At 54.9% G+C, this 19559-nt stretch carries 15 protein-coding genes; 5 read left to right on the top strand and 10 right to left on the bottom strand.

Features of this window, described 5'->3' with window-relative positions; translation table 11 throughout:
- Nucleotides 1-551 precede the first annotated feature (551 nt).
- Nucleotides 552-1070: a hypothetical protein gene (locus tag J4772_RS27350; RefSeq protein ID WP_209072277.1), complete on the top strand. Its 519-nt coding sequence runs from the start codon at nt 552-554 to the stop codon at nt 1068-1070.
- Nucleotides 1071-1868: 798 nt separating this feature from the next.
- Here J4772_RS27350 and J4772_RS27345 read toward each other — a convergent pair.
- The gene (locus J4772_RS27345; protein WP_209072276.1) at nt 1869-3005 is read right to left on the bottom strand and encodes a D-alanine--D-alanine ligase; all 1137 of its coding nucleotides are present in this window, start codon (nt 3003-3005) and stop codon (nt 1869-1871) included.
- A gap of 266 nt (nt 3006-3271) precedes the next feature.
- A complete protein-coding gene (locus tag J4772_RS27340; RefSeq protein ID WP_209072275.1) occupies nt 3272-4357 on the bottom strand; it encodes an amidase domain-containing protein in 1086 nt (361 codons plus the stop codon).
- Nucleotides 4358-4781: 424 nt separating this feature from the next.
- Here J4772_RS27340 and acnA point away from each other — a divergent pair, with 424 nt between their 5' ends.
- From acnA to J4772_RS27325, 3 genes are all read left to right on the top strand, one after another.
- Complete coding sequence (acnA, locus tag J4772_RS27335; RefSeq protein WP_209072274.1) at nt 4782-7487, top strand: aconitate hydratase AcnA; 2706 nt, start codon at nt 4782-4784, stop codon at nt 7485-7487.
- A gap of 287 nt (nt 7488-7774) precedes the next feature.
- Nucleotides 7775-8722 (top strand): YlbL family protein, encoded by a 948-nt coding sequence (locus J4772_RS27330; RefSeq protein ID WP_209072273.1) that lies wholly within the window; start codon nt 7775-7777, stop codon nt 8720-8722.
- A 31-nt stretch (nt 8723-8753) separates the two neighbouring features.
- Complete coding sequence (locus J4772_RS27325; RefSeq protein WP_209072272.1) at nt 8754-9902, top strand: tetratricopeptide repeat protein; 1149 nt, start codon at nt 8754-8756, stop codon at nt 9900-9902.
- Between the two features lie 88 nt (nt 9903-9990).
- Here the strand turns inward: J4772_RS27325 and J4772_RS27320 are convergent, their stop codons facing one another.
- The gene (locus J4772_RS27320) at nt 9991-10734 is read right to left on the bottom strand and encodes an IclR family transcriptional regulator (RefSeq protein WP_209072271.1); all 744 of its coding nucleotides are present in this window, start codon (nt 10732-10734) and stop codon (nt 9991-9993) included.
- 212 nt (nt 10735-10946) lie between these two features.
- Between J4772_RS27320 and J4772_RS27315 the strand changes: the two genes are divergently transcribed.
- Complete coding sequence (locus J4772_RS27315; protein ID WP_209072270.1) at nt 10947-11948, top strand: alpha/beta hydrolase; 1002 nt, start codon at nt 10947-10949, stop codon at nt 11946-11948.
- 120 nt (nt 11949-12068) lie between these two features.
- On the opposite strand, the gene J4772_RS27310 is transcribed toward J4772_RS27315, so the two are convergent.
- The 7 genes from J4772_RS27310 to J4772_RS27280 all read right to left on the bottom strand — a co-directional run bounded on the left by J4772_RS27310 (nt 12069) and on the right by J4772_RS27280 (nt 19536).
- Entirely contained in the window at nt 12069-12281 is a 213-nt protein-coding gene (locus J4772_RS27310) for a CLC_0170 family protein (RefSeq protein ID WP_116063717.1), read from the bottom strand.
- A 32-nt stretch (nt 12282-12313) separates the two neighbouring features.
- Nucleotides 12314-13549 carry a Ger(x)C family spore germination protein gene (locus tag J4772_RS27305; RefSeq protein ID WP_247740866.1) on the bottom strand — a complete coding sequence of 412 codons (1236 nt, stop codon included), beginning with the start codon at nt 13547-13549 and terminating at the stop codon, nt 12314-12316.
- Entirely contained in the window at nt 13527-14639 is a 1113-nt protein-coding gene (locus J4772_RS27300) for a GerAB/ArcD/ProY family transporter (protein ID WP_209072269.1), read from the bottom strand. The genes J4772_RS27305 and J4772_RS27300 overlap by 23 nt, the downstream gene beginning before the upstream one ends.
- 4 nt (nt 14640-14643) lie before the next feature.
- Complete coding sequence (locus J4772_RS27295; RefSeq protein WP_209072268.1) at nt 14644-16275, bottom strand: spore germination protein; 1632 nt, start codon at nt 16273-16275, stop codon at nt 14644-14646.
- A 157-nt stretch (nt 16276-16432) separates the two neighbouring features.
- Nucleotides 16433-17509 (bottom strand): Gfo/Idh/MocA family protein, encoded by a 1077-nt coding sequence (locus J4772_RS27290; protein WP_209072267.1) that lies wholly within the window; start codon nt 17507-17509, stop codon nt 16433-16435.
- A 214-nt stretch (nt 17510-17723) separates the two neighbouring features.
- On the bottom strand, nt 17724-18350 hold the full coding sequence (locus J4772_RS27285; RefSeq protein ID WP_116063721.1) for an HD-GYP domain-containing protein: 627 nt from the start codon (nt 18348-18350) through the stop codon (nt 17724-17726).
- 202 nt (nt 18351-18552) lie between these two features.
- Nucleotides 18553-19536 (bottom strand): tyrosine-type recombinase/integrase, encoded by a 984-nt coding sequence (locus tag J4772_RS27280; protein WP_209072266.1) that lies wholly within the window; start codon nt 19534-19536, stop codon nt 18553-18555.
- Between the last annotated feature and the right edge of the window lie 23 nt (nt 19537-19559).

The raw sequence follows: 19559 nt of genomic DNA, 5'->3' as shown, positions 1-19559 counted from the left end.
AAGCTGCGTCCAGCCTTCCAAATTATTCACTTGTGCATAACCTCAAACGCTATTCACAGGCTTCTCCACAGAAAATGTTTGTTTATTCACAATATTCAGTCTGTTTTCCACAGGAAAGTCCGAATTCTCCACATTCGCTGTATATATCTCGGTGAATTTCATATGTTTAACCAAGTTTTCCACATGTGTATAATGAATTTTCGAAAGATTTCCACTTACTCCGTCCCCTCACCTGCGCCCTTTGCCTGACATGACATCTGATAATAATTTCTGCCGCCTTTCAAATTGAAAGTGACAATCCATCCCATCTTGGCTAAAATGTATTTATACGCGCGTGAAGCACACCGCTCTAATCCTTTTTGGATTGGGGCGGTTATTTTTTTGACGGGGAGCGGATGAACGTGGATCAACGATTCGAAGCAGAATACAACGCATGGCTGGCCAAGCATATTAGCGAAAGCCGTGGAGAAAGACTGCGCAGGCTTAAGTAAAGGCATGGCTTCGGTGAAAAGCTTCTACTCCAGCAAGCATGGTGGCCTGTCGTCGAAAGCTTGGAGTTTCTCTATCCCGAATACGAGCTTATCACACCCGATGGACAATATTATTATCCGGATTTTGTCTACATTCGCCCGCCCCAGCCTACATGCCTCGAAGCGGATAGCTTCAGCTCTCATGCACGGGACGCTGATCGCGATACCTTTGCACGGGGACTGGATAGACAAAACGAAATTGAATTTGCAAACTGTCACATTTTACGCTTCTCCATCGACAAACTCAAAGAAGATCCGCTATCCTGCCAACAGCATATCCGACGAATGCTGGAACAATGGTATGAGGAGGAACAACCGGATTTGCTCGCTCTCCCCCTCTATCAACGAGAAATCGTCCGTCTAGCCATCCGCACCGTCTCCCCGATCACAGTTACCATGGTTTGTAAATGCCTAGGGAAAAATCGCAAATTTGTATACAAACAAATTGATGAACTTGTAAAAATAAATTGGCTAGAGCCTGCCAGCGGTGCACAGCGGGTCAGAAGTTATAAGTTAGTTAGTCGAGGGTTTGTGCGTTGAGTACACTTTAGTTGTTTTCCCATAGTTTTTTTCGCCACGCCTCGCCTCGCCAGGCCGAGTCGGCACTTTAAGTCCGCGGGGCGGTCTTATTCGCAGCTCCAGGGGCCGAGCCAGCACTTTAAGGCCGCAGGGCGGTCTTATTCGCAGCTCCAGAGGCCGAGCCAGCACTATAAGGCCGCGGGGCGGTCTTATTCGCCGCCCCAGGGGCAAAGCTGGCACTTTAAGGCCGCGGGGCGGTCTTATTCGCAGCTCCAGGGGCCTAGCCGGCACTTTAAGTCCGCGGGGCGGTCTTATTCGCAGCTCCAGTAGCCGAGCCGGCACTTTAAGTCCGCGGGGCGGTCTTATTCGCAGCTCCAGTAGCCGAGCCGGCACTTTAAGTCCGCGGGGCGGTCTTATTCGCTGCACCTGAGGCCGAATCAGCACTTTAAGTCCGCGGGGCGGTCTTATTCGCAGCTCCAGTAGCCGAGCCGGCACTTTAAGTCCGCGGGGCGGTCTTATTCGCCCCCGCCAGGCGCCTAGCCGGCACATAAGTCCGCCTGGCGGTCTTATTCGCCCTCGTCAGTCGCCTAGCCGGCACATAAGTACTCGAGGCGGTCTTATTCGCCCCCGCCAGGCGCCTAGCCGGCACATAAGTCCGCCTGGCGGTCTTATTCGCCCTCGTCAGTCGCCTAGCCGGCACATAAGTACTCGAGGCGGTCTTATTCGCCTCCGCCAGTCGCCGCAGCCGCACCTCCGTGCTTATTCCCCACACGCCAACAACAAAGGCAGCGAACAAAATCCGTTCGCTGCCTCACGAATTTACTCTCCGCCGCCGTAGTCGATGGACTGGCGTTCTTCGAAGCGCTCCAGCGCAAGCTGAATCAAGCTGTCGAGCAGCTCGCGGTAAGAGACGCCCGACTCCTTCCACATTAGCGGGTACATGCTGTATGGAGTAAAGCCCGGCATCGTGTTCACCTCGTTGATGAACAGCTCGCCGTCGCTGCGCCGCAAGAAAAAGTCGGCGCGGCACAGGCCGGAGCCATCGATGGAGCGAAACGCCCGCACCGCCATGCTGCGCACTGCATCCGCCGTCTCCTGCGGAATTTCCGCCGGAATAACCATCATCGATTTGCCGTCGATATATTTCGCTTTATAATCGTAGAATTCGTTCGAGCTGACGATCTCGCCCGGAACGGAAGCACGCGGGTCATCGTTGCCCAGCACGCTCACCTCGATCTCACGCGCATCGACGAACTCCTCGACAATTACCTTGCGGTCGAACCGCAGCGCTTCCTCGATCGCCGCGACCAATTCTTCGCGATTGCGAGCTTTAGACACTCCGACGCTGGACCCTAGGTTGGCCGGCTTTACAAAGGAAGGATAGCCCAACTCTTCAATGTTGGCCAGCACCGTCTCGCGGTCTTTCTTCCATTGATGTCGAATAAAATGCCGATAGCCTACCTGCGGCAAACCCGCCTGCGCAAACATCGTTTTCATCGCCACCTTGTCCATCCCGACAGAGGAAGCCAGAACTCCCGCTCCCACATAAGGCAAGCCCGCCATCTCAAACATTCCCTGGATAGTGCCGTCCTCGCCGAAAGTTCCGTGCAGCAGCGGCAGCATGACGTCGATCGCCTTGCCGTCGCGGGCCGGAGCGCCCTCTGTCAACACCTTCTCAGACATGCCCTGCAGAACAGGCAGCAACGCGAGCTTTCCGCCCGTCTCCTCGTTCCCCGGCTCCGTTTCCGTCGAGAATTGCAATTCCGCAACGGCGTTCGGAGGAGCGCTGAGCAGAGGCCCCGATCTCCACTGGCCTTTAGGCGTAATATAGAAAGGAATTAGTTCGTACTTGTCGTAGTCGAACGCCTTCAATACGGCAAGGGCGGTCTGCAGCGATACCTGGTGCTCGCCCGAACGCCCTCCGTACACGAGTCCGACGCGTATTTTGTTTCCCATAGCTTCAAATACCTCCGGCTTATCGGCGTTTGTCGCCCGCGCCCGTGCCGACCCTCTTTCTCTGAAAGAAGCGAGGACGACCGCTCTCCCGCGCAAACCCTGCTTTTCTGTTCGTCAACCTATCCACAACTTTGCTGCTCGTCATCAACCCACCCACAACTTTGCCGCTCGTCAACTCATCCGCACTAGCTTCTCTTCAACTCCGCACTACGCTCACGTCAACTCCACAACTTCGCTGTTCGTCAACTCCGAACAATGCTGACACATCAAAACTCATCCGCAATATGATAAAAATAATAGCGGGTTCTCTCCGACCATGCATACGAATCCTTATAGTCCCAGTAGCGGTGGCGGCTGCTTACCGTGTTCGCGTTCACAAGCGGCATTCCGTCCGGCGTAAACGCGGTAACGATCGTATTGTGACCGACCCGGCCGCTTCCATCCCAGTCGTAGCAGATTACGTCGCCGAGCTTGAGCTGCCGCGGATCGTATACGGCTTCCGCCCTGAGGCCCAACGCGCGCGGAACCGCCAAATATTGCTGCAGGCCGGCAGCGACCGCCCAACTGAAGCTCCACACTTCTTCCTTGCCGGAATAACCTTTATACCACCAGCCCGAAGACCTTCTCCCAGTATAATTCATCGGCGCGCCCCCTGCAAAGAGACACTGGGAGACATAATTCGTGCAGTTGACCTCGAAGTTCTCGTAAGCGGGATTCGGTTCATTCCACCATCTCTCGGCGTAGGCGACCGCTTCTTCTCTTAAATAAGGAGTGCCTCTGCCAATCCCCCCGTAACCCCAACCGTCGTCGCCTGTTGCATACGCCCCCGCGTATACCTTAGAGGACTTAGATCCATAAACCGCATTCGGATTCAAGTACGGAACAGAAGGCGCAGCGGCTTTCTTCTCCCCGTCCCATGGATCGTGAACTTCATCCAGTTCCTCCGCCGCCAGCTCTCCCGGCCGTTCGCCTGGAAGCGGCCTCACCGTCGTCAGTCGCCAGATTTTGCCCTCCCTGACAAAACGAAGCCTTTCCCTCTCCACTCGCTCCTCCGACCACACCTGATTCCGCTGCTCCATCAAGCGCACGAGATGGATCGACAGATCGGCCGCAACCTCGCCGCGCGCCGACTGATAGCGCTCGATTTTCACCCTCATTTCGCTGCGGGCTGTCCGTATCGCCCACCTCGCATCCCTGCGAGCCGCAAGCTGCGCCCTCTCATTCAGCCGCTCCCGATGCTCCCTGTCCGGAATCTCCCCCAGCTTGCGGAGATCCGTGCCTAGGGATGCCGCATTGATCGCGTTGACGTACTCAAACAACGCCTGCTTCCAATCTATATCCTCGCCGGGCATGGAGACCACCTCCGATTCCGTTTCTTGACAAGCCGTCGTCAGATTGCGCCACTTCATCCTATGCCGGAAAACGCCATTCCATGCGTCAGCATTACCCGCGCCCGATTGCGGCATTCTATAGAAGTTCGAAGTGAAACGTTCGGCAAGATGCCAGACCTGGCAAGAGCGAATACGGTTTACCCGGTTTTCCCCCCGCAAGCACGCGAGCAGAGATCATGAATGCCCTTATTCAGGTTTTCTTTCCTCTATAAGACGCTTCAAGATGGACTGAAATGACTTTACGGAGCCGCTTTGACAAGGTATACTGAATGCATAGAGTATTTTTGAAATCGCGTTTCATAGAATGAAACTCATTCTCAATTGGACGACGATTGCGCAAAAATACGGACTGAACTACAGATTTCGAATCAAGGAGGTTATACACATGTCTAAAATCCCTTATCAAGTGCAAGGCCAGCTGGAGTCTTCCGGAAAATCCTACCGTTACTTCAGCCTTCCGGCTCTGGAACAGCAAGGCGCAGGCCCGGTCTCCAAGCTCCCATTCTCCATTAAGGTGCTGCTCGAAGCGGCGGTTCGTCAATTCGACGGTCGCGGCATCACGGAAGAGCACGTCAAGCAATTGGCTACTTGGAGCGAAGGTCGCGAGGACAAGGAAATTCCTTTTATCCCGGCGCGTATCGTTCTGCAAGACTTCACCGGCGTTCCCGTCGTCGTCGACTTGGCGGCTATGCGCGAAACCGTTAAACTAGCTGGCGGCGATCCGAAGCAGATCAACCCGCTCGTTCCCGTCGATCTCGTTATCGACCACTCCGTCATGGTTGACGCATTCGGCAGCCCGGACGCTCTGCAATACAACATGGACGTCGAGTTCGAGCGCAACGAAGAGCGTTATCGCTTCCTGCGCTGGGCCCAAACGGCGTTCGACAACTTCCGCGCCGTTCCTCCGGCGACGGGTATCGTTCACCAAGTTAACCTGGAGTATCTGGCCTCCGTTGCCGCTACAAAAACAAAAGACGGCGTAACCGACGTTTACCCGGATTCCCTCGTTGGAACCGACTCCCATACGACGATGATCAACGGTCTTGGCGTCGTGGGCTGGGGCGTGGGCGGTATCGAAGCCGAAGCAGGCATGCTCGGCCAGCCGCTTTATTTCGTTATGCCTGAAGTTATCGGCTTTAAACTGACCGGCAAGCTGGCGGAAGGCGCTACGGCGACCGACCTTGCCCTGACCGTTACGCAAATTCTTCGTAAAAAAGGCGTTGTCGGCAAGTTCGTCGAGTTCTTCGGCTCGGGCCTGTCCAACATCAGCCTTGCGGACCGTGCGACGGTAGCGAACATGGCTCCGGAATACGGCGCAACGGTCGGTTTCTTCCCGGTCGACAGCGAGACGTTGAACTACATGAGACTGACAGGACGCGAAGAAGATCAAATCGCGCTCGTGGAAAGCTACTACAAAGCGCAAGACATGTTCCGCACGGACGAAACTCCGGACCCTGTATTCACCGACGTAATCGAGCTTGACCTGTCCACGATCGTGCCTAGCTTGGCTGGACCTAAGCGTCCGCAAGACCGCGTAGAGCTGACGGCGATGAAGCAATCGTTCAACGAAAGCATTCGCACGCCGATCGACAAAGGCGGCTTCGGCTTGAGCGACGCTCAAATCGAGCAATCGGCCGAAGTGAAGCACCCAAGCGGCGAGACGAGCAAGCTCAGCACGGGCGCAGTCGTTATCGCTGCGATCACCAGCTGTACGAACACGTCCAACCCAAGCGTTATGATCGGCGCCGGTCTCGTAGCCAAGAAAGCGGTCGAGCGCGGCCTGACGAAGCCGGGTTACGTCAAGACATCCTTGACTCCGGGTTCCCTTGTCGTTACCGACTATCTGAAGAACGCCGGCCTGCTGCCTTACCTTGAGAAGCTCGGTTTCTACGTTGCGGGCTACGGCTGCGCAACCTGTATCGGCAACTCCGGTCCGCTTCCTGACGAAGTGAGCGCCGCAATCGCCGATAACGATCTTACGGTCGCGGCGGTTCTGTCCGGTAACCGTAACTTCGAAGGCCGCGTACACGCACAGGTCAAAGCAAACTATCTGGCTTCTCCGCCGCTTGTCGTCGCTTACGCGCTCGCCGGCAACGTCAACGTTGATCTGACGTCGGAGCCGATCGGCTACGACGACGCCAACAAGCCGGTGTACCTGAAGGACATCTGGCCGACGAACGAAGAAATTCAGCAAGCGGTCTCCGCTTCGCTTAACCCGGATATGTTCCGCGCCAAATACAAAAACGTGTTCACGCAGAACGAGCAGTGGAACCAAATTCCGGTTCCGCAAGGCGAGCTGTACGAGTGGGACGAGAAGTCCACTTATATCGCGAACCCGCCGTTCTTCAAGGATCTCGCTCCGCAAGCGGGCGATATTCAGAACATCAAAGCCGCTCGCGTTATGGCGCTGATGGGCGATTCCGTTACGACGGACCACATCTCGCCTGCCGGCAACATCAAAGCCGACAGCCCTGCGGGCAAATATTTGCTCGAGCATGGCGTCGAGAGAAAAGACTTCAACTCGTACGGCTCCCGTCGCGGTCACCATGAAGTGATGATGAGAGGCACGTTCGCTAACATCCGTATTCGGAATCAAGTGGCTCCGGGCACGGAAGGCGGCGTTACAACGTACCTGCCTACGGACGAAGTGATGTCCATCTACGACGCTTCGATGAAGTACCAGGACAGCGGCACGAACCTGGTCGTCATCGCCGGCAAAGAATACGGAACCGGAAGCTCCCGCGACTGGGCAGCTAAAGGAACGTTCCTGCTCGGCGTCAAAGCCGTCATCGCCGAAAGCTTCGAGCGGATTCACCGCTCCAACCTCGTCGGCATGGGCGTTCTCCCGCTGCAGTTCCCTGCCGGTCAAAGCTGGAAGACGCTCGGCATTACCGGACGCGAGACGTTCGACATCGCCGGCTTGAGCAACGACGTTACTCCTGGCCAGACGGTCTCCGTTACCGCGACGCGCGAAGACGGAACGACGTTCTCATTCGACGTAATCGTTCGTCTGGATTCGATGGTCGACGTTGACTACTACCGTAATAGCGGCATTCTGCAAACAGTATTGCGCCAGATGATGGCTCAATAAGCTCGATAGCATGAACAAGAGGCGCGGGGAGACAATCCCCGCGCCTTTTTTTTGGATTTGCTCGGAAAACATTCAAATTTGCCCTTTTCGTTTTTTGTTTCCCTCGCCCGTCATAAGTTATAATATTAACAACGTACAGATTAACAACAACGATAATGATGATGGAGGCGACCCCGGTTTTGGACACCTACAAGCGACAATCATGGATACGGAAATACCGGACAGCCCTCATTCTTTTGGCCGTCTTTTTTTTAGTTGTCTTCTCCTACATAAAGACGTGGCCCTACATGCTTTACGGTCCCGGATCGGCCGATCCGCTGCAGCCGCGCGTAGACACGGGTCACAAGCTCGAAGAGAAAGGCGCCTTTCTGTTCACCACTGTCGCCACTTATTCGAAGCCGCGTGTTTACGACCTGATTTACGCTTGGTTAAATCCCGAGATGGATATTGAAAAATTGGAGGTCGCTACCGGGGGCGCCACCAACCTGACCGCTTACCGCAACTTGATGTCTTATATGCGCGACAGCTCCGAAGCGAACGCTTTGCTGGCCGCCTATACGGCGATGAACAGGGAGCTCGACGTCAAGCCGCAGGGCGTTATTGTCATGTCGCTGCTGCCGCAATCGGAAGCTCGGGACAACGGCTTGCAGGAAGGCGATATCATTACGCAAGTCGACGATAAACCGATCGCGACGGCCAAGGAGCTTTCCGAATACTTAACGGCTAAGAAAGCCGGGGAAAAAGTCAAGGTCGGCGGCTCAAGAGGCAAAGATACGTTCGAGGCAACCGTCCCACTGGTTTCCATGTCTCCCGATAATCGCACGGGAATAGGATTCGTGAACGAAACGGTCCTGAAGGTGACCCCGCCGGATCAGGTCCAATTCGACTTCGCGGATACCGGCGGTCCTTCCGCGGGACTCATGATGACGCTGGAGATCGTCGCCCAACTGACCGGCGAGGATTTGACTCGAGGATATCGCATCGCCGGGACGGGAACGATCAGCGCGGACGGCACGGTCGGCCTGATCGGAGGAATTAATTACAAGCTGATGGCGGCGAACAAGGAGGAGGCCGACTATTTCCTCGTCCCTTTCAATGCGAAGAACGACTCGAACTGGACGTTGGCCCAGAAGACGGTTGACAAGCTGAAGCTAAAACCCAAGCTCGTTAAAATATCCACGCTGCAGGAAGCGGTCGATTTTCTAAAAAAACTGGAGCCGAAAGCCGATAAATAAAGATCAGCTTATCATTGAAAGGCGGTAATTTATGAAAATTTGGCGAAAATGGCTTCTGGGCTGTACGCTGGCGCTGTTCGCATTCTCCGGGCTAGGGTTGTCGCACCTCCCTTCCGCGGCAGCCGCCGGCGAGAGCGAGAGCGCTGCCTTCGAATCGATCAGTCTCGCAGAGCTGGAGGACGGGACGAAGCTATACGAGAAAATAGCGCCGTTCATCACGGAGCAAATCCAATTGTTGGCGGAGGATGCGGTGGCGATTACGGCTAGCAGCATCTATGAAGTAGATTTGGGCAATTATCCTAAAGGCTTTACGCGGCAATTCATTTCCTTTATTCATAACTATGAATGGATCGAGCTTGTGCTTGTGGCCTCTAACGAGGATGCATCAAGCCTTAAACTGCTGGATCGGGCGGCAACCAGCGAAAGCGGCGATATGTTCCTGAACACGGCCAAGCTGGATTATTCCACTGAGGGCAATATGGTTTATGTGTGGAGTCAAGCGCCTTATTCGGCGTTCGAGTCTTGGATCGAGCTCGAATGGGCGGGAGACAGCTTCTACGTCGTCAATCACGAGTACGCTGATCCGACGGAAAGCTATTACGACGAGAAAGCCGCTCTGCTCAAGGCAAAGGATATAGAAGGCTTGATCGCGCAGACCGAGTTCGACTTTCCGCAATATCCTTGGGCGTATGAAGCCGCCTACACGCTAGCTGCGCCAACGCTGAAGCTGGCCCACCAGAAAGCGATGCAGCAGCACAAAGCGAAAAACACCGTCAACGCAATCCGATATCTTGAATATGGGCTGACGCAATACGGCGACGCCTTTGGCATTTTGGATTACGGGGATGGCAAACTTGCCAAAGAAACCATCGTTGGCTCCGCCGACTCGGATTACGTTAAGTCGCGGTTGACGCTTGGCGCCTATGTCGGCATTCTGAACGATTACGGCTACTTCCTGTCCCTGACCGGGAACAACAAAAAAGCGAAGCTGGTGTTGGCCAACGTCGTCAAGCTTGTCCCTTCCCGCACTGTCGCCTATCTTAACCTGGCCGACGTCGAATGGGCGCTGGGACAGAAATCTGCGGCCAAGTCCCACTACAAGATTTACTGGAAGCAGCTCGGCGCCAAAGCTTCCTCCGTCGCGCCTAAGCGCGTGCAGGAACGAATCAACGCCAAATAACGCCTAAGAAAAGAAAAGGACCTCGACTTCCACTGCCAACCGCTAAGTGGGGTTCGAGGTCCTTTTTGGCATGCCATACGCAAGTCTGCTATCCAAGTATCGTCCCCATACGGTGTGCCGCTTCGATGATCGCGGGAGCGAACTCGCGCATCCGATCCGGCGTCAGCCGGTTAGACGGTCCGGAGACGGATAATGCCGCAACGAGTTTCCCCGACCGACTGAAGATCGGCGCAGCCGCGGCGGCCGCTCCCGGCTCGCGTTCCTCGAAGCTGGTCGCGTACCCGGCGGCGGCAATATCGTCCAGCTGCTTCGCGATCGATTCGCGCTCCAACTGCGCGGGCCATGCCGGATCGGACAGCACCGCGTCCCTCACGCCGGGATCGGCGAAGGCGAGCAGCACTTTGCTAGACGCGCCTACGGACAGCGGAAGTCTCGCTCCTACCGTCGCGACTCTGCGTATCGCCTGCGTGCTCTGCACCGCCTGTATTCTCACTCTCTCCGTCCGGTCCCGGACGTATAGACTGATCGTCTCGTTCAGCTGATCCCGCAGCCGCTCCATCTCCGGAAGCAGCATGACCGAGGGATCGTCCGAGCGCGACAGATGCGCGGACAATTCGAGTATGCTGAGCCCCAGACGGTATTTCTCCGTCGAAGGATCTCGCGTCACGAATCCTTTATCCTCAAGCGTCGCCAGCAAACGGTGGATCGTGCTCTTATGGAGGCCCACCTTGTTCGCAATTTCCGTCAGCCCCCATTCATGGCCCGAAGCGAAACAAAGCAGCACGTCCAGCGCTCTCTCCACGGCGCGAACCGTCTTTTTCTCCTCTTCCATGGTCAGTATCCCCTTTGCAACCGTTTCACTCTATGAAACCCTGTTACAACCACTATAACGCAAACTTGCAATTCCGTAAATATTGGAAGCGCTTTATTACAATTTGATTACGTAGTATTTACAACTCGCCTCCGCTCATTGACGCTTGCCGCAGCTTTTTCTACGATAAAAATAAGAAGAATCTCAGAAACGCGAAAAGCGAGGCGATCCCCATGACCTCATTGTCTACGCCATTTCCATACGCGGGATCGGATACGGTTGTTATTCCTGCTTCCGTACCGTCTTATCGTCGCGCCGCCTCATTCAGACTGAGCCGTATCGCGCTTAATGTCTTTATCGCCTTCTCCTGCTTGTTAGCGGGGCTGTTTATCGCATTCCATGCCTATGCCGCTTATTTGTTCTCCTATCCGCCGATCGTGTCGATCGGCTCAAATCCGATGCTTGCCAAAAATCTCGCCTATTCCGATGTCATGTTTCCAAGCGCGGACGGCGTTACGCAGGTCGAAGGCTGGTGGATTCCCGCGTCCGACAGCCGCAGAACGGTCGTGCTGAGCCATGGCTACGGAACGAACCGGGAGGAGCCTTGGGTTCCGATGTACGATCTCGCCAGCTTTCTCAACGGCATGCACTATAACGTTCTAATGTTCGACTACGGCTACGCCAGCTCGCTGCATCCGTTGCCTGCGACCGGTGGACTCTCCGAGTCCCGGCAGCTGGCCGGGGCTCTGCAGTACGCCCGATCCCAAGGCAGCGACGAACTGATCGTCTGGGGCTTCTCTATGGGAGCCGGAACGGCGCTCCAAGCCGCTCTGCAAGACGAACAGGTCGATGCCATGATTCTGGACAGCACCTTTCTTCCCGACGAGCATACCCTTTACGCCAACATTAATCAGTATGTCCAGCTTCCGCAATATCCGACGATTCCTTTGCTGCGACTGTTTCTTCCGCTGATGGGCGGGGTGAATCTGGACGAAGTTCCCTCAGCAAAGGCGCAAACGACGGCCTATCCTTTTCCGATTCTTATGATTCATGGCACAGCCGACGACAAAGCCCCGGTCTATATTGCAGAGAACGTCGCCCAGGCGCAGACGAACGGCTTGTCGCAGCTGTGGGTCGTTCCGGGAGCGATACACGAAATGATCTACCGCACACATACGGAGGAATACGTCTCCCGAACCGTCGCATTCCTCGAAAGCGTTCACAAGAAGGTATGATTCGATCAATCCCTTCATGCTCACGGAGGAGATCGCAATCTGGAACCCGTTTGATCCTCGCAGCTGTAATCACAGGCCATAGCGCCCGACATTCCTGCTTTACGCTATGGCCTGCGTTAATCAGAGCAGTCTGGTGAAAAACCAGTTCCCGATGTACAAGCCGACTCCCGCGACGACGTTAATCCAACCGAGCGCCTTGGCGAATTTTTTTTCGCGCTTCAATTTCAATTTCTGGTACATAACGATTTCCCAACGGAGAATAAACAGTCCCGTAAGGATACAAAGAGGGACAATGTATCCAAGCGAGCCTCCGTAACCTCCGCTTCTCAGCATTCGCCTCTCCCCTTTCCGACCTCTTCGTTTACTTACTTCGCCTTCATGCCGATCCTTCGTATTTTCGAATTGACCTCGACTTCGACGCGCAATTCCTTAAACGCGCTCTGCCAGCGATCCTTCGAGCCAATTCGGGCGTTCCAATAGCCCGGCTTTTTGGCGCGCACGTATTCGCCGAACCCGAAGATGTCGGCCCCCTTCTCCTGCATTTCGCGAATCAAGTTTTCCACCTCGAGCTTCAGAGACTTTTCGTCCTGTTTCTCGATCTGGGTCAGAGAGGCGGAATCGTTGATCGTAAACTGATCGTTGATCTTCTCTTCCAGATTGATCTCCGTGAAAATCGAGACATTAACGATCGGCTCGCCGTCCTGTATCCTGACCTTGATGCTGGATCTTCGCGACGTTGCATAGATCATGACCATTTCGGAGTCCCCGCCGATTTTGACGACCCCTCTGTATCCGGCCGGATTCATTCCTTTGATCGACATATAGGCGGCGACCTGAAACGGCTTGGTCATGCCTTTAAGCTTTTCGTCCTTAAAGTAAGCCAAACCCTTTACTTCGATGTTTTGCTCCTTCTTCAGCTCCACATAAGGAAGATAGCCTTCCTGGCCCTGCTTGGCCGTATTGCTCCAGTACATGCCGACGTAATTTTCGGGAAATTTACCGAGCTTTACGGCATTGTCCATCGTCGACATCAAGTACAGCGCCGGAACCCGTTCCAGCTCGGGCGCCGCGCGCATCACCTTCTCCGCGCTTCCTTTGCAGATCATCATCCAGGCCATTCTTCGAACTTCGGGATTGCGGTGCAAATAGTCGTTAATGTTTTGCATCCCCAGGCTTGCGACATCCTCGGATACGACGATGACGCGCAGGTGACCGAAAAAGAGCCTACCGGAGATTTGCTGCTGCAAATTCATAATCGCATCGTCGACGGTGTGCCCTTCCGTACCGATGACCCACACGGTTTGCTCCGAGCCTTTGCCCCCTCCGCCGCTTTCCCCCGGACCAAGCGGGATTTTGCCAGGCAGGGCGATCTGTACGGTAACGCGAATCATGTTGACGTCAGGAACCGGAAACCCCTCCGCCGTATGGGAGATCTCGCTCTCTTTATTGGCCGAACCGGGCGGCGCGTTATCCACGGATACGCCCAATACGATGGCCCGGTCCTCGATCTCCAGACGGTCCCAGCAGCCCGTCAGAAGCATGACGATGGAGGCCGCGAAGGCGGACAACAGCAATCGCCTAACCCGCAGACCGCTCTTCACTAGGCTCCCCTCTCTTTTTCCGGAGAATGGCGACGACAAGCAACAAGCCTGGATAAGCGATCGTCACGAACAAGCCGATTCGTCCCACGTTCTGGATAATTTCATACATATGTAAGATATTGTAGGGTACCATCGCCATGGAGAACACCGCAGGCAGCAGAAAAAAGGAGAACATCTTGTGGTCCTGCAGACGAAATAGCTTGCTCAGCTCTTTGACCGCCAAATAATAGCTGGAAAACAGCGTCGTAAACACTGCGGTTACCCATACCGCCAGAAAAGCGGCATCGAGCCTCTCCAGCACGTTAGCGGGCAGCGATGTCGCCTTTGCCAGCTCCAAAGTCGGCCAGAGCAGATTTTTCGTCTCCTCCGAGCCGAATACGCCCACGGTCGCCCCGACGATCGTCACGTACAAGCCGCCCGCGATGACGAGCCCGATCATGCTTGCCATCATCGCCTTTCGCGGCTCGCGCATAGCCGGAATGACCGACGTAATAATGAACCCTCCCTGGAACAGCGAAGCGATCGTCAATACGCTGGCCAGCATGTCTTTATGGGAATTGCCCCAAATCGGCTGCAAATTGACCATGTCGGCATTCTTCAGCGATAAAGCGACGATCAGCAATGCCGGCCCAAGCAGCAGCGGAAAATAAAACAGGTGGATGTAAGCGAATGTCGTAATATCGTTGCGAGTGGAAATCGCGGCCAACATGAGCATGACGATTACCGTTACTTCCAGGGGGGTCTCGGTCAATACCGACGTAATGACCACCTCTCCGAATTCGCGTGCTGTAAGCGACGTCAAGATCGCGAAGAAGCCGATCACGCCGATGCTTCCGATCCACGACAACCACTTGCCGATGACCACCTCGCCATACTGAACGATCGACTGGCCCGGAAACCGCATGCCGAGCCGGGTAATCAGATATAGGCCGACGATAGCGACCAAGGCTCCCAGCAGCGTGACGAGAGGGGCGCCGGAATCCGCTCCTCTTACGGCGAAAAGAGGAATCGGCAGCACCCCGACACCGATAATCGTGCTCGTCATAATCGCCGCAACCTGCACCGTCGTAATGCTTCTCGCTTGCTTCATGCCTTCACCTCTTTCCGGGGTTCTCCATTTTCGCCGGCTCTAGCGCGTTGTTGGGAGGCTTCTTCAAGTCTTCGACCGTTTTGTCGCTTATTCGGATTTTATCTCCAGGGTACAGAAATTTGGGCCGCTTGTTCATCCACCAGAGCGGACCGCGCAGGAACAGATCCTTCATCCCAGTAGGGCTGCCGGGAACAAGAGGGCTCATGTACGGAACGCCGAAAGACTTGAGCGACAACAGATGGTTCGCGATCAGAATCAGGCCGATCATCACGCCGTACAGACCGAATATGCCTGCCAGCACGATCAGCGGAAAACGCAGCAGGCGCAGCGCCAATGCCGCGTTGTAGGCCGGGGTGGCAAAGGAGCCGATCGTCGTAAGCGCAATAATGACGACCGTAATCGGACTGGCGAAGCCGGCCGCGACCGCCGCCTGACCGACGACAAGCACGCCGACGATGGATAATGCTCCGCCGACCTGCTGCGGCAGCCGGATCGTGGCTTCCCTGAGCACCTCCATCGAGATCTCGATGACCAGCACTTCCACGATCGCCGGAAACGGGACCCCTGCACGGCCTCCCGCCACGGCCACCGCGAACTCCGTCGGAATCAGTTCGGGATTAAACGAGATGATCGCCACGTAAAGCGACGGAAAGACGAGCGAGAAGACAAGCGCGATCAGCCTGGCCCAGCGAATGGCGCTCATCAACAAAAACCGTTCCGTGTAGTCCTCAACCGCCTGATAGAACTGGCTGAATACGGTCGGCACGACCAGCGCCAGCGGAGAGCCGTCCACCATAAGCGCCACCCGGCCCTCCAGCAGATTCGCCACGACCTTGTCCGGTCTCTCGGTATACTGCACCTGAGGGAACGGGGATAGCTGATTATCTTCTATGTATTGCTCCAAATAGCCTGAATCCAGAATGGCGTCGACGTCGATCAGGTCCAGTCGTCTCGTGACTTCCTTTACAAGCTCCGGATTCGTAATGCCGTCCATATAGCAGATCGCAACTTTAGATTGCGTCCTCCTGCCGATCTCCATCGTCTTCACGCGCAAATCCGGCGTTTGAAGGCGATATCGGATCAGCGAGATGTTCGTCGACAGCAATTCGATGAAGCCTTCGCGCGGTCCGCGAATAACCTGCTCCGTGGCGGGCTGGTCGATGGAACGCTTATCGATGGTACGGGTTCCGAATAACAGCGCCTTATCCACACCCTCAATAACGACGGCGGTCTGTCCGCGCAGAATGTCGGAGACGACTTTGGCGACGAGCGTCTCCGAGCGGACATCGCTATGATAAAGCGTCGTCTCCAGCAGAAAGTCCCACAGCTCCTTCCCTTCCTTAGGAAGCTGTTCCGCATGCGGCGGCCCGTACATCAGCGGCTTCAAAATTTCCGAATTCACGCTGGTCATGTCGATCATATTTGGGTAAAACAGCATTGCAGCAGGAAACCGGCCGAATACTTGGAACCTGCGGATCGTAAAATCGTCGTTCTCCCCGAGCACCCCGCAAATCTGCCCGACGATGCGCTCCAGATTTCCGTCGACGACAGAGTCGTTCAGCCGATCTGCGGAATGCCAGGGCTGTTCCCCGCCGCCGGATGACCGCCTTCTTTTTTTTCTACCGAACAGAAACATAATGCCTTTCACCGCCAATTTTAAAGATGAGACTTGTTGAAAATGTAAGTGTTATTCTTTGGCATCCTTCCCTTTTTTAAACCTTCGCCCGAAACGATCCTAAAAAAAGCCCCCGAACCGTACCCGGTCCGAGGGCTTTCTTGGCTTATAAGCTTTCTTACAAACTCCAGTCGAGCTTCACTTCTCCGCCTGTGCGGGAAGATTCATAGATCGCGTCAATGATCAAGTTGCTGCGCAGACCCGTCTCTGCGGAAGTCCAAGGCTGCTTGCCCGTTCTTACGCAATCCAGGAAATGACGGCTGAGACGGACGCGTGCTCCTTCATCGTCCGCAGGCGCGGCGAGCGGCGCCTCGATCGCCTGGTCGAACCGTTCGGTCAGAAACTTGCCCTCGTTCCCGCGAAGCGCGACGCCTCCCTCGGAGCCCATCAGATGTAGAAACGGAGCGCTGTCGGTATCCATATGAACCGCCCAGCTGACTTCCAGCGTCAACGAAGTGCCGTCCTCCATTTTGATAATCGCCGTCGCCAAATCCTCGACGTCGTACGTACCGTTCCAATTCGGCTTGCCCCAGGTTCCGATGCCCTTTTTCTTTGGACCGAATTCCGCGTAGGTGGAGCCGTATACCGATACCGGCTTCGGCTCGCCCATCAAGAAAAACGCCAGATCCAGCATATGCACGCCGATATCGATCAGCGGGCCGCCCCCGGACTGATTGTGCTGCGTAAACCACGTTCCCCAGCCCGGAATGCCCTTGCGGCGGTACCAGCCTGTCTTCGCCGTATAGACGCGGCCAAGCTCTCCCCGTTCCACCTGCTCCTTCACCTTCAGAGAAAGAGGCTCCCAACGCATCTGATGCGCCACCATAACCGTCTTGCCGGTGCGCTGCTGCGCCCGAACGATGTCCTTCGCCGCAGCGGAGTCCAGACCCATCGGCTTCTCTACGAGCACATGCTTACCGCTTTCCAATGCCAGAATCGTCAGCGGCGCGTGAGCTTGGTTCGGAACGGCGACGATCACCACATCGACGTCCTCTCTGCGAATGAGCTCCTCCGGCGAAGGAGAAACGACGGGAATGTTGTACTCCCGAGCCCGTTGTTCCGCAAGAGGCAAATAGGCGTCCGTTATTGCGACGAACTCGCACTCCGCGCCAAGCTTGCCAAACTCCTGCAAGTGAACGTTGCCGATATTGCCTGCACCGATTAGGCCGATGCGAATTTTCGATGAACCTGCCATGTTGTTGTATTCCTCCAATTGAATTAACGTAGTCAAAGCTTATTTTCATCTTATACGAAATGCCGCACTCGCAGACAGCACCATTTTGGCTTTCTTCTTATGGTCTTTTGTCCGAAGCCAAAAAGCGACCAGGCTTTATCTCGCCAGGTCGCTTCCCGTTATCTCTTTTCTTGGATTTTGAATATGGCTTAACTTCCCCCTGTGCGAGCAAGCGCTAATCCTCGTTATCGTAATTCGAAAAATAGAGCGGAGCCACTTCAGCCCCCAAAGGAATAAAGGCGTTGACCACCGCGGCGTCGAATTGGGTTCCGGCGTTCCTTCGCAGTTCCTCCATCGCTTCCTCCAACCTCTTGCGGCGGCGATAAGGCCGCGGCGACATCATCGTATCGAAGGCGTCGACGACCGAACAGATTCTTGCGAATAGCGGAATTTGCTCTCCCGCCAATCCGCAAGGATAGCCTTTGCCGTCCCATCTCTCGTGGTGGTGCAGCACCAAGCGAACCAGATCGGCGTCCCGCTCTCCCCTATCCTTCAGTATGTCCGTTCCGTACTCCGGATGGCGTCTTATCAGAGCCCACTGTTCCTCCGTCAACGGATTGACGGAATCCAGAATCGCGGTCGGAACGAGCAATTTGCCGAGATCGTGGATGAAGCAGCCTCTGAGCAGCTTCTGTGCGCTTGCCGAATCCATTCCCATCGCCGAAGCTACCTTCTCGCTCAGCAGGGCGACTCGAACGCAGTGATGGTATGTGTCCTCGTGCTTGTGCCGCAACAGCTTCATCATCTCCGAAATATCGGAGGTATGATCGAAATGATGGGGGAAATCTCCTACTGCTCTCAAGGCTCCTACCACCTTTTTGCACCTGCCCCGATTCAATGTTCGCCAGGTCTAGCCGATATATTGGACGTTACCCACTATGGAATCAGGTCTTAAGAACCTGAAAAATCCCATAACTCATGTGGCGACACCTAAATATTAGGCTAATTCACTCAAATCCACAACGCTTCATCTTCCCTTTTTTTCCTTTTAAATCCATAATCGGCTAATCTGCCATAAATTCCGACAAAGTTTCTTCGACAAAATCGGGGGCCGCTTTATTGAGCAGTTCGACGGTATGCAAATAGCGCTGCGTTGTATTGATGTGGGAATGGCCTAGCGTCTCTTGGACCTGCTGCAAAGTCGCGCCTTTAAGCAATGCCAGCGTCGCGTTCGTATGCCTTAACCAATGCGGGGTCGGCTTTTTCGAACGAATGCTTTGTTTTCCTGCGTCTCGGATGATTCGTTCGATCTGCCTTGCCGTAATCGGGAATACGGTTGCCGCCGGGTCCCGCGTGGAATCGTTACCACCGACCATGCAGCGATAATTCTGAAAAATAGACCAGAGGCTTGAGGGAATTTTGACATCTCTGCTCTTGCCTCCCTTTCCGTTTTTTACATGCAGCCATACTGATTTCTCAAGCGGATCGGTATGGAAGTCTTCCCATTGTACGGCGACGAGCTCGGAGACTCGAAGTCCCAATGTAACGAGCGACAATCCGATCAAATAGTTGCGGAAGCTCTGACATTGGAGCTGATTCAATAAGCTGCCGACCTCTCCCTTGGTCAAATAATGCTTGCGGCTTGTGACGCGCACTTGCGGAAGACGGATGGAGCTTGTCGGATTATAAGGGAGGAGGCCAACGTTAATATCGCTCCCCCACTTATACAATGATTTTAGCGGAGCGATCAGCGCGGCGACGCTTGCGGGAGCCAGAGGCTTATTTCGAAAACTGGCGGCTCCGCAAATCAGGCCTAATTTGTAGGCTTCTATTTCTCTCCACGTGACATCCCGAAGCGACATATGCGAGACGAAGGTTCTGAACATTTGGATAGCCCTGCTGTAATTCCGAACCGTATGGGGAGAGTAACTGCATACGGCAAGAAACATTTCAACGATCTGGTCGTCACCGATATTTGTTCCATTGGCGTAAGCGCCGTTACCTTCCATTGTGCTTGCAGCCTGCGCTGTCAACATCGTGGTATTCATAAACTGATCCTCCTCTATTTCAG

Origin of the sequence: Cohnella sp. LGH (assembly GCF_017671885.1) — a bacterium.
GTDB lineage: Bacteria > Bacillota > Bacilli > Paenibacillales > Paenibacillaceae > Cohnella > Cohnella phaseoli.
The sequence above is the reverse complement of the archived record's forward strand: the minus strand, read 5'-3'. Positions and strand labels throughout refer to the sequence as shown.

Coding starts and splice junctions, on each gene's coding strand:
- J4772_RS27345 (WP_209072276.1), bottom strand. CDS start 3,005: ATGGGAAACAAAATACGCGTCGGACTCGTGTACGGAGGGCGTTCGGGC.
- J4772_RS27340 (WP_209072275.1), bottom strand. CDS start 4,357: ATGCCCGGCGAGGATATAGATTGGAAGCAGGCGTTGTTTGAGTACGTC.
- acnA (WP_209072274.1), top strand. CDS start 4,782: ATGTCTAAAATCCCTTATCAAGTGCAAGGCCAGCTGGAGTCTTCCGGA.
- J4772_RS27330 (WP_209072273.1), top strand. CDS start 7,775: ATGCTTTACGGTCCCGGATCGGCCGATCCGCTGCAGCCGCGCGTAGAC.
- J4772_RS27325 (WP_209072272.1), top strand. CDS start 8,754: ATGAAAATTTGGCGAAAATGGCTTCTGGGCTGTACGCTGGCGCTGTTC.
- J4772_RS27320 (WP_209072271.1), bottom strand. CDS start 10,734: ATGGAAGAGGAGAAAAAGACGGTTCGCGCCGTGGAGAGAGCGCTGGAC.
- J4772_RS27315 (WP_209072270.1), top strand. CDS start 10,947: ATGACCTCATTGTCTACGCCATTTCCATACGCGGGATCGGATACGGTT.
- J4772_RS27310 (WP_116063717.1), bottom strand. CDS start 12,281: ATGCTGAGAAGCGGAGGTTACGGAGGCTCGCTTGGATACATTGTCCCT.
- J4772_RS27300 (WP_209072269.1), bottom strand. CDS start 14,639: ATGAAGCAAGCGAGAAGCATTACGACGGTGCAGGTTGCGGCGATTATG.
- J4772_RS27295 (WP_209072268.1), bottom strand. CDS start 16,275: ATGTTTCTGTTCGGTAGAAAAAAAAGAAGGCGGTCATCCGGCGGCGGG.
- J4772_RS27290 (WP_209072267.1), bottom strand. CDS start 17,509: ATGGCAGGTTCATCGAAAATTCGCATCGGCCTAATCGGTGCAGGCAAT.
- J4772_RS27280 (WP_209072266.1), bottom strand. CDS start 19,536: ATGAATACCACGATGTTGACAGCGCAGGCTGCAAGCACAATGGAAGGT.